This window comes from Actinospica durhamensis (assembly GCF_018139695.1).
Lineage (GTDB): Bacteria > Actinomycetota > Actinomycetes > Streptomycetales > Catenulisporaceae > Actinospica > Actinospica durhamensis.
In genome coordinates this window covers 30,396-40,488 of the sequence record NZ_JAGSOG010000050.1, presented here as the reverse complement: position 1 = coordinate 40,488, position 10,093 = coordinate 30,396, and the positions used below count along the sequence as shown (strand labels likewise).

Below are 10,093 nucleotides of genomic sequence, written 5' to 3'. Positions count from 1 at the left end.
CGACCGGTCACCCCGACCACCTCCCGCGAGAATCAGACACCACCCTTCGGCAGCGTCCACCCGCTGACCGGCAACGTCACGCGAACGCCACCCTTCGCTCGGCGGTCCGAGGCGTAAGCCTCTTTAGTCGAGAGCGGGGAAACGCAGGAGAGGCGTCGACTGGGCCTGGGTGACACCTTCGACCACGTGCAGATTGACGTCGAGGTGACCGACTCCGTGATCTTGTTCAGTCTCCACCCCTACTCTGGGGAATCCGATTGGCACGAAGCATCCGTCGGCAAGGAAGAGTTCCTCGCCGTCTGGAGACAAGCCGCGGCACGTATCGAGACGATCCTTGCCATGGCGGCCCCGGAGGCCGGGAACCCCGTTGCGGGGTCATGAAGAAGGTAACGGGTGAGGCGGAGGCGGGAATCGAACCCGCGTGCGAGGCTTTGCAGGCCCCGTCCTAAGCCACTCGGACACTCCGCCGTGCGCGCATCAGCAGGTGGATACGCGTGGGCACGATGCGCAGGCTGCTTGTTTTCTCAGCAGCAGGGCGCAAGAGCGAGGGCTTCGGTACACAGAGCGCTGGCCTGCCGTCGCAGATCGACGTGCAGGCGCTCGGTGAAGCGCTCGTGGCGGGCCATGCCGTCACTCTGGCAGATCGTCGTTCCGAGTGTCAACGCGTGTCTTTAGAGTGAGACGGGCCGATCGGGACGGCGCACCAGGCCATCAGTTCGCGCACATGGCGCACCTGAACTCGCGCGGAACCAACAGCTATCTGCTCGTCGCCGGCCGCTCGCCGCCGCTGACGGCGCCATCACCTGGGGCATGTGCATCAATGTCGCCAGCACGCGCCTTGCTTGAGGAACGCTGTGGCGGGCGCCGTACAGGTCGAGTGTCCGTTTCTGCCCTCAGGCGTGCAACGACGGCACAGCTCCGGCGGCCGCGAATGCGGCACCGATGATGCCCGCGTTGTTCGCCATCTGTGCCGGAACCATGTGGGCGTGCATACGAAGCAGCGGAAGGAACTTGTCCGGGTGCTTCGACACGCCGCCGCCGAAGACGACGAGGTCGGGCGTGAAGAGCATCTCGACCATTTCGAGGTACTCCTGCAGGCGCTTGGCCCACTTGGCCCAGCTGAGGTTCTTGTCCTCCTTCACCTTCGCCGAGGCTCGGCGCTCCGCGTCCTTGCCGCGCACGCGCAGGTGGCCGAGTTCCGTGTTGGGCACCAGATGCCCGTCGGTGAACAGGGCGGAGCCGATGCCGGTGCCGAGGGTCAGCATCAGCACCACGCCGTTCTGCCCCAGCGCCGCACCGTGCGTGATCTCGGCCAGGCCCGCCGCGTCCGCGTCGTTGATCACGAAGGGCGCCTGCGCACCGGAGCCGAGGGCCGGGCCGAAGACCTCGGCCGCCGACAGGCCGACCCACTCCTTGCTCACGTTCGCCGCGGTGTGGATGATCCCGTTGGAGACCACGCCGGGGAAGGTCACGCCGATCGGCCCGGACCAGTCGAAGTGGCCGACGATCTGGCCGACCACCTCGGCCACGGCCTTGGGCCGCGCGGGCTGCGGCGTGGGCACCCGGAAGCGCTCCTCCTTCAGCGTGCCGGTCTTCAGGTCCACCGGCGCGCCCTTGATCCCGGTGCCGCCGATGTCGATGCCGAGGGCCACGCCACCGGAGTGGGCCAGGTGGCGTGCCGGAGATGTGTGGAGCGAGGGTACGGCCATGATTGCCAGGTTGCCACCGGAGGCCGGAACATGCGCGTTCGTTGGGCCACCCGCGTGAACACCCCCGCGTGAAAACCCCGGCGAGAACCGCGCCTCATCCGGCAGTGTGTCCACTTCGGCCGAAGTCATAGGCGTCGCCTCGCAGCGGCAGTGCCTCGAGGGGGTTGCCTCCGCCGAGTGTGAGGAGCCAGATGAGTGTCTGGGCGATGTCGTTGCCCACGGTGGGCATCTCGCCGACCAGTCCGAAGGTGTCCCAGCTCGTCAGGTAGCAGTGTCCGGCGCGGTCTGGGTGGAGATCGACTACGACGTGGAAGCCCGCGGCGGTGCAGCTGGCGTCCGTGGCGAGGACGTAGCAGCCGTTCGTCAGATCTTCCGGCGATTCGGCGTGTATCTGTGATGCGGTGGGTTCCCCGAGCAGGACGGGGCCGGCGTGGACCAGGCTGGTGTGTACGACCCAGCCGTGCTCGCTCTCGGTGTGGAGCCTGATTCGGCTGCATGCTGCGCGCAGCTCGCGCAGTTGGGCAGGCTCGACCAAGTCGGCCTGGGGTTGGAAGCCGGTGTGGGACCGCGCAGCGGTGACTTCGCAGCCTGGCGACGCGGAGATCGCTGCGATGACGTGGGTCATGAGGGTCATGTGGGTCACCGCGTCGGTCGGGCCTCCCGTGTTCATTTCGTGCAGAGTAGTGTTCGAATGATCGCTGCTCCACTCGTGCGCAGAGAGCTCAAGAACCCTTGCGGTCACGGTTCCTGGTGAGAGTGGCGACCGTGGTTTCGGCCTCGACCGGGTGTCCCGAGAGCCGTCCCGCCTCGCGGATCTGTTCGTCGGTCATGAGCTCGCCGAGCTGGTGGATTGCGTGCACCGCGTCCATGTTCGGCTTCGCGGTCAGCGGCAGGAGCCAGCGCAGCGCCTGGACGTTGTCGACGGGCGTGCCGATGCAGTCGCGGTACCAGGAGCCCGCCGCGTTCATCGCCCCGTCGTGGCCGCGCTCGGCGGCCCACACGAGCCAGGTCAGGGCCTCTTCATCGCGGTCGACCGCGGCGAGCTCGTCGGCGAGCCGCGCGCCGGCCGGGACGATCCCGCTGTCCGCGGCCTGTGTCAGTAGACGGATGCATTCGTCGTGGGTGGTGAACTTGACCTGGGCCGAGCGGGCGAGCACGCCGAGGTTGAACGCCGCGTAACCGTCGCCCTTCTCCGCGGCGGCCTGGTAGAGCTCGATGGCGCGCGCTTCGTTCGCTTTCTGGCCCATGCCGTTCTGGACCATGAACCCGTAGGTGCGGAGCCCGGCGGGATGCCCGGCCTTGGCGGCGGCCTTCGCGTAGCCGATCGCCGTCGGCAGCGCGTCCGCGGCGTAGTAGTCCATCAGGATCCCGGCGATGAGCGCCTGGGCGTCGATGTCGCCGGTATCCGCCAAGGACCTGATGTGCGGGGCCGCGACCCGGCTGACCGCGTTCGCGCCGTCGAGGCTGCCCAGCTTCGCGGCCTCGATCCACGCCGAGCCGGCGGCCACCCACGAACCCGCTTCGGCCGCATCCTGGCCCGCGACGAGGAACTCTTGTATTTGTGCGGAGCGCGCGTCGGGCGTGCCGGAGGTCAAGGGTGGCTCCTGGATGGTGTCGGACGAGTGTGGTCGCCCATTCAACCAGCGGATGTCCTTGTGTGCTGTCGGTGGATCACGTGGCGGGCAAAGAGCGGGTCCGGGCGGCCCGCGGGCCCCGCACGCTCGCGCGTGCGGGGCCCGCGGAAGTGTCGGCGCGGCATCATCCAGGGTTGTTGGTGAAGCCGCAGACTACTGTGACGGACCAGCCGTTGGAGTCCTGCGCGGCGGTGGTGACGTAGTGGTCGTAGACCCACCCGTAGTTCCACCCGCCGTTGAAGTAGGCCTCGACGTAGTCCCAGGTCTTGCTGTACAGGCCGTCGTAGGGGTCGGTGCTGCCGTTGTTGCGCTGGCAGAGCACCCCGACCGGCGCCCCGTTCGGGATCCCGCCGATCACGTTGTTGACGCCGTCGGTGTTCTGCACGGCCAGGTTTCCGGTGCTGCCGGAGACCGTGTACCATCCCGGCTCGCTGCAGCCGCCGTGCCCGTCCGGGCAGTTGCCGGTGGCCGCCGAGGCCGCGCCGGTGGAAAAGGTCGCGATGGCGCCGGCCGCGGCCAGAGTGACCGCGACTGCGGTGATCCTGCGCATGTGATTCGCTCCTTGGGTCGGGGAGACTTCTCGCTCCGGCTGACCGGTGCTTTTCTCCGTACCGACCACTGTTCTCCGCGCTGTCCTCACGGCGCTCTCACCGCTCTCTCACCCCGCCCGGCTCCGGCTTGCGCACGGCGGGGGCATGCGAGCACTGCCTGCAGTATTCTGATAACCGGGACTGCCGACGGCCGATCCTTGGGGGTCTCGGATTGCTGATCTATCGGATCCTCGGCGAACTGGCCGTGCACGGCGCGGCGACGCCCGTGGCGCTGTCCGGGCCGCGGGAGCAGCGATTCCTGGCCGCGCTGCTGCTCAATCCGGGCGCTGCCGTCTCCGACGGGCAGTTGGTCGACGCGGTGTGGGGCGAGGCTCCTCCGGCCGGTGCGGACAGCCAACTGCACAACGTCGCCTATCGGCTGCGCCGCTCGCTCGCGCCGGCCTCGGGGCCCGCGGCGGTCGCCCGCACCAGCGGCGGCTATCGGATCGCGGTGGGGGAGGACGAGCTGGACGCCGCCGTGTTCGCCTCGTTGACCGACGAAGCGCGGCGGGAGAAGGCCGCGGGCCGCGTCGCCCAAGCGGCGCAGACGCTCGATCAGGCGCTGCGCTTGTGGCGCGGCCCGGCGCTGGCCGGTTTGACCGGGCCGCCGTTCGAGTCGGCGGCCGTGCAGTGGAACGAGCGGCGGCTGATGGCGACCGCGCTGCGGGCGTCCTGCCTGATGCGCTGCGGGCAGCCGGATCTGGCCGCGGCCGAGCTCGCCGCGCCGGTCGAGGCCCAGCCGGAGCGCGAGGATCTCGTCAGCCTGCTGATGACGGCGCTGTATCGGACCGGCCGTCAGTCGCAGGCGCTGGCGCTGTTCGACCGCACGCGACGGTACCTGGCCGAGGAGATCGGCGTCAGCCCCGGCGAGGCCCTGCGCGAGGTGCATCGCCGGATCCTGACCGACACGCTGGAGCCGGAACCAAGGCCCGAGCCGGAGACGGAGCCGGCGCCTGAGCCGGACGTCGCGGCTGCCACCGGCTCCGACTCCGGTGCGGGTCCTGGCACGCCCGCGTCGTCGGCTTCGTCGTCTTCATCTGCTTCGTCGTCGTCCGCGGACGGCCCGGGCGCCGCGGGGCGCCCGCCGTTCCAGCTGCCGCCCGCCGCGGTCGGGCTGCGTGGCCGTCAGGTGGAGCTGGATCTGCTCAGCGACCTGGCCACCAGTGTGCCCGGCAGTGTCCTGCTGATCACCGGCCCGGCCGGCGTCGGCAAGAGCGCGCTGGCCTTCCACTGGGCCAGGCGTAACGCCGCGCTCTACCCCGACGGGGTGCTAATGGCCGACCTGCGCGGGTTCGACCCGGCCGGGCAGGCGGCCGATCCCGGCGAGCTGCTCGAGGCGATGCTGCGCTCGCTCGCCGTGGCCCAGGAGGCGATCCCGCGCGCGCAGGACGAGCGCACCGCGCTGCTGCGCACCAGTCTGACCGGCCGCCGCGTGCTGATCGTCCTGGACAACGCGGCCGGGCCCGGCCAGGTGCGGCCGCTGCTGGCCGGCGCCGACGGCTGCCAGACCCTGGTCACCAGCCGGGACGCGCTGTCCGGTCTCGTGGTGCGCGACGGTGCGCGGCGGCTGGCGCTCTCGCCGCTGCCTCGCGAGGCCGGTCTTGCGCTGCTGGCCGACGCGATCGGGCCGAGCCGGCTGGCCCGGGAGCCGTCGACGGCCGAGACGGTGCTGGCCGCCTGCGGCGGGCTGCCGCTGGCGTTGCGGATCGCCGCCGAGCGGCTGGCCCGGCTGCCCGGCCCGGCGCCGGCCGACCTGGCCGAGCGGCTGGCCCCGGGCACGGCGGTACTGGACTTCCTGTCCATCGACGGCGATCAGGCCTCGAGCATGCGCTCGATCCTGTCCTGGTCCTACGAGGCCCTTCCGGCCGCGGCGGCCCGGATGCTGCGTCTTGCCGCGCTGTGTGAACTGCCGGAGCTGGGCGTCCCGGCCGCGGCGGCGCTGAGCACGGCCCCGACCGCGCAGGTTCGGGCACTGCTGGACGAGCTCTGCGACGCGCATCTGGTGCAGTGCGTGGGCCCCGAACGGTACGGGATGCACGATCTGGTGCGTGCCTTCGCCCGGGACCGCGCGGAGGCCGAGGAGCCGCAGGAGGCCCGGGCGAAGGCGGTGGCCCGACTGGCCGGATGGTACGCCCATGCGGTGGCCGCGGCCGACAGCGTGCTGATGCCGCAGCGCCGTAACGTCGACCCGGGGCCGGTGCCGGACGCCGGGGAGCCGGCTCGCTTCGCCGAGCCGGCGGCGGCCATGGCCTGGTGCGAGGTGGAACGGGCCAACTTCGCACCTCTGCTGCGCACCGTCGTTCGCTACGACAGACCCGACGCGGCCTGGCGCCTGGCCGCGCTGCTCAACGGGTTCTATCTGCAGGCCAAGTACTGGACCGAGTGGGAGGCGGTGTGCCGGGCGGGCCTGTCCGCGGCGGCCGCGGACGGCGCCGGGACCGGGCAGGCCCTGCTGGCCAACAGTCTGGGCATGGTGTGCGGCGAGACGCACCGCCAGGACGACGCGCTGGAGTATTTCGCGCTGGCCGCCGGGCTGGCCCAGGCCGCCGGCGACCGGGAGCTGGAGGCCAAGGCCGCCGCGAACGTCGCGGTGATCCACCATCTGCGCGGCGAGTACGACAAGGCCGTGGAGCAGCTCGTCGACGTGCTCGCGATCCACCGGGCCCGGGGTTCCTCCTTCAGTGAGGCGCTGACCCTGCTGAACATGGGGGCGGCGCTGATGGAGCTGGGGCGGCACGATGAGGCGCTGGCGGATCTGCAGGGAGCCGTGGCCCTGATGCGCCCGCTGGACAACGTCTACGTCTTGGGCATGAGTCTGGACACATTGGGCAAGCTGCTGCAGGCGATGGGCCGGCCGAGCGACGCGCTCGAGCTGCACCGCGAGGCGCTGGGCATGTTCCGTGCGGCCGGCGACGGATTCAACGAGGCCGGCACGCTGCACCTGATCGGCACGGCACTGCTCAAGGCCGGCGAGCCGCAGGAGGCGCGCCAGGCGCTGGCCGCGGCGTTGGCCCTGTTCGAGCGCATCGGCGCGGGCGACGCCACCGAGGCGCGGCAGGTGCGCTCACTGCTGCAGCCGCCCACGCTCGGGTAACGGGCGGCGGGGCAGCGCACAGTCTGCGCACTGTCGGCAGAGGCCTGATCCCGAGCGCCGCGCCGACGCCGCGCTCGGGACCGGACCGCTCGCTCAGCTGGTCGCCTGCCAGTAGAACCCGTAGTGGGTGTTGGCCTGATTCGCCGTCGGGGCGCTGCCGGCGAACAGGCTGAAGCCCGTCGTGGACACGGACTCCACGGCGCACAGCAGGCCGGCCGTCGGGCCGTTGGCCGGGGTGATCATCACGGTGGGGGCGACGGCGAACGGCGTGCCGAACGTCACCTGCACCAGTCCGCCCGTCGTGGGCGCGGCGCCGGTGCCGAAGGTGACCAGGCCGGAGCGGTCGTTGGACCCGGTGGCCACGGGTGTGCCCGCCGGGCTGCCGGCTCCGGCCAGCGCCGTCGCCGCGGTCGTGGTCGCCGTGCCGTAGACCTTCATGTAGGCGGAGCCGCCGATGATGGTCGGGGTGGTGCTGCCGCCCAGATTGATCAGCGCCCCCTTGGAGGGGTGGACGATCGTGGTGTGCACGGTGGTCGCGTCCAGGCTGATGTCGTAGGCCGGGACGGCGGGGGCCACCGCGTGCGGGTAGTCGGATGCGGCCGTGGGCCCGCCGATGATCAGCGTGTCGGTGCAGACGCCGCCGACGACGGCGGTGCCCTTCACGGGGTCGGTGCCGCTGTAGCGCTCGATGGAGATGAGCGAGTTGGCGATCCCGTTGTACGAATCCCAGGCCATGCACATCTGGATGCGGGTCCGGGTGGCGGACTGCAGGTGGATCATGCCGCCGAGAGGATGCTCGAACGTGACGTTGTCCCAGGTGTTCGCCTCGTTGGTCGCGTTCGCCCCGGAAGCGGTCACCTCGTACCAGTACTGGGTGTCGTCCGCCACGACGGTGCCGTCCGGTTCCACGACGCCGTTCCAGCACACGTTGTCGCGCCACGTGGCGACGTTGATCCCGCCCGCCGCCGCGTTCAGGGCCCAGGCCGGGTTGGTCCGGGTCGCCCCGATGGCGAACTCGAGGTTGCGCTCGAAGACGCACTCGAGGAGCAGCTTCGCCCGGCGGTCCTCGCCGGTGGTCGCGTCGTAGTCGGCGAACCAGATCGAGTGGTTCGGCGAGTCCTGTCGCAACTGGCAGTCGTGCAGGTACAGCGCCTTCAGGTCGGCGCCCGTGATCAGGTGCGTCTGGGCCGGGGTGAAGGTCGGATCCGCGGTGTACGTGTCCAGAGACGCGTGCAGGGTCAGGTAACCGATCTCCATGCCGCTGATGAAGGAACCGTCCATCAGGAGCACCGGCGTGGAAGCGCTGTTGGTCAGGATCGCGGACGACGAGGAGTGTGCCCCCAGCAGGCGCACGCCGGAAGCGCCCTGCAGCGGCGTCAGGACGCGGTAGGTCCCCGGCGGGAAGTAGACCACGCCCCCGCCCGCGGTGGCCGCATCGGTCATCGCGGCCTGGATGGCCGCCGAGTCGTCCGCGCCGGAGTTCGTGGCTCCGTCCCCCTTGGCGCCGTACGTCGTCACGTCGTACCACCCGGCCGTCCCGGTGGCCGCCGCCGACGCCCTCTCGACCGACGCGATCGTCGCTGCCGCCGCGATCCCTCCCGCGCCGACCACGGACCTCAATACTGCTCTCCGCGAAGACTCCATCGTGTTGTGCTCCCCGTTGTCCACGTTAGTCCATCATGCTTCTTGCATCGACGGGCACGGTATCAGATTTCGTAGGAGAGCACTTATTAAATACACTGATATGTATTGGATGTCGAACTCCGGCTCAGGTGGTGCGGCCCTCGCGACTGTCAAGTCTGCTTGACAGCCCGAGGGCGGGCTGCGGCGCGGTGGCTGCCGGAATGTGTGATCGACCCTGATCGAGAACGGAACTCCACAGCTCACGGCTTGATTCATCCAAGCCGGGCGGCATTGTCCCATGAGTGGGTGATCATATCTCTGCCACGGGGGTTTCCGGTCCTCCGATTGCGGCCAAGACCATTAAGGATGGGGGAGTGCGTATCGGAGATCACTGTGAGACGATGCCGCTCATCGGCTCTGGGGTGGATCCGCTTTCGAAAACGCGGGAGGGCACGTGAGCACTGGTGTGGCGCTTGTGGTGGTATTGCATCCACCGAAGGTGATCGGGTTGGGGACCGACTTCGAGAATTACCTTCACGAGCTGACGGTGACGGCGTATCAGGTGGATTTCTCCAGTCCCGACACCCTCGCCGCGCCGCCGCATCAGGAAATCGGATCAGCGGTCTACAAGTCGGCCAATGATCCGACGAACACGATCTATCAGCTGACCGACGCGTTCGAGACGACGCTCTATTCGGTGGCGGCCGCGGTCATCGACGTCGACCCCTCGATCCTCGCCAAGTACACCGCTCCGCAGAGCCTGGTGAACGTCGTGCTGTCGGTGACGCGCAACGGCCGGCAGTTGCGCGAGGACGACCTCGACTACGACGTGCAGCTGTGGGGGACGCCGGGGACGCCCTACGCCGTGCCCCACACCGTCGCGGATGGCATCGCGGGCGCCTACCTGACCTTGGACGGGTCGCAGACGGGCGGCGTCGTCGGGCTCTACCTGCCCTTGGCCGATCCCGCGTTCGACGCCGGTTCCGGCGAAACCTACCTGGTGCCCTCCTCGGACGGCAGCCCGCCGGACTTCACCGACCTGGGCACCGCGGTGAACGCGATCCTGGCCGAGGATCCCACCGGCACCTCGAATCCGACCGACCTCACCGCGCCGCAGTGCCTGCACATCGCGCGCGAGCTGGTCGGCAATCGGTACGCCGACCCGCTGCCGACGCCGTCGAGCCAGGTGGCGACCCTCTACACCACCGGCAGCGACGACGACCGCCAGCACTTCGAGTCGGCGCTGCAGGCCTACTACGCGAAGCTCGAGGCCGAGGCGACCCGGCTCGCGGGCTACATCTACGCCTGGTCGGCCGCGTTGGCGTGCAAGGCGCTGACCGAGGCGGCGGCGCAGGCGGCACTGACGTTCCCGGTGCGGGTCACCTCGGCGCCGGGTGTGGGGCAGGCCGCGCAGGCCACCGTCATCGTGCACAACTGACCGGC

At 70.1% G+C, this 10,093-nt stretch carries 9 protein-coding genes and 1 tRNA gene; 4 read left to right on the top strand and 6 right to left on the bottom strand.

All coding sequences use genetic code 11. The annotated features are described in order from the left end of the window. The first annotated feature begins 186 nt into the window (after positions 1-186). Entirely contained in the window at positions 187-381 is a 195-nt protein-coding gene (locus tag KDL01_RS13020; RefSeq protein ID WP_212528708.1) for a hypothetical protein, read from the top strand. A gap of 15 nt (positions 382-396) precedes the next feature. Here KDL01_RS13020 and KDL01_RS13015 read toward each other — a convergent pair. Then, a tRNA-Cys gene (locus KDL01_RS13015) sits at positions 397-468 on the bottom strand. A gap of 26 nt (positions 469-494) precedes the next feature. Between KDL01_RS13015 and KDL01_RS46770 the strand changes: the two genes are divergently transcribed. Beyond that, on the top strand, positions 495-680 hold the full coding sequence (locus KDL01_RS46770; RefSeq protein ID WP_212528707.1) for a hypothetical protein: 186 nt from the start codon (positions 495-497) through the stop codon (positions 678-680). A gap of 213 nt (positions 681-893) precedes the next feature. Here the strand turns inward: KDL01_RS46770 and ppgK are convergent, their stop codons facing one another. The 4 genes from ppgK to KDL01_RS12990 form a co-directional block, all read right to left on the bottom strand. After that, positions 894-1,709: a polyphosphate--glucose phosphotransferase gene (ppgK, locus tag KDL01_RS13005; protein WP_212528706.1), complete on the bottom strand. Its 816-nt coding sequence runs from the start codon at positions 1,707-1,709 to the stop codon at positions 894-896. A 94-nt stretch (positions 1,710-1,803) separates the two neighbouring features. Beyond that, the gene (locus KDL01_RS13000; protein ID WP_212528705.1) at positions 1,804-2,379 is read right to left on the bottom strand and encodes a hypothetical protein; all 576 of its coding nucleotides are present in this window, start codon (positions 2,377-2,379) and stop codon (positions 1,804-1,806) included. 52 nt (positions 2,380-2,431) lie between these two features. After that, positions 2,432-3,304, bottom strand: a complete 873-nt coding sequence (locus KDL01_RS12995) for a tetratricopeptide repeat protein (RefSeq protein WP_212528704.1) — start codon at positions 3,302-3,304, stop codon at positions 2,432-2,434. 163 nt (positions 3,305-3,467) lie between these two features. Beyond that, on the bottom strand, positions 3,468-3,893 hold the full coding sequence (locus KDL01_RS12990) for a hypothetical protein (RefSeq protein WP_212528703.1): 426 nt from the start codon (positions 3,891-3,893) through the stop codon (positions 3,468-3,470). Positions 3,894-4,105: 212 nt separating this feature from the next. Here KDL01_RS12990 and KDL01_RS12985 point away from each other — a divergent pair, with 212 nt between their 5' ends. Continuing rightward, positions 4,106-7,027: an AfsR/SARP family transcriptional regulator gene (locus KDL01_RS12985; protein WP_212528702.1), complete on the top strand. Its 2,922-nt coding sequence runs from the start codon at positions 4,106-4,108 to the stop codon at positions 7,025-7,027. A gap of 93 nt (positions 7,028-7,120) precedes the next feature. Here the strand turns inward: KDL01_RS12985 and KDL01_RS12980 are convergent, their stop codons facing one another. Next, a complete protein-coding gene (locus tag KDL01_RS12980) occupies positions 7,121-8,638 on the bottom strand; it encodes a glycosyl hydrolase family 28-related protein (RefSeq protein ID WP_212528701.1) in 1,518 nt (505 codons plus the stop codon). A gap of 520 nt (positions 8,639-9,158) precedes the next feature. Between KDL01_RS12980 and KDL01_RS12975 the strand changes: the two genes are divergently transcribed. Beyond that, complete coding sequence (locus KDL01_RS12975; protein WP_212528700.1) at positions 9,159-10,088, top strand: hypothetical protein; 930 nt, start codon at positions 9,159-9,161, stop codon at positions 10,086-10,088. Positions 10,089-10,093: the final 5 nt, after the last annotated feature.

What these genes read in the sequence shown, in the direction of transcription:
- ppgK (WP_212528706.1), bottom strand. Translation starts at nt 1,709, where the DNA reads ATGGCCGTACCCTCGCTCCACACATCTCCGGCACGCCACCTGGCCCAC.
- KDL01_RS13000 (WP_212528705.1), bottom strand. Translation starts at nt 2,379, where the DNA reads ATGAACACGGGAGGCCCGACCGACGCGGTGACCCACATGACCCTCATG.
- KDL01_RS12990 (WP_212528703.1), bottom strand. Translation starts at nt 3,893, where the DNA reads ATGCGCAGGATCACCGCAGTCGCGGTCACTCTGGCCGCGGCCGGCGCC.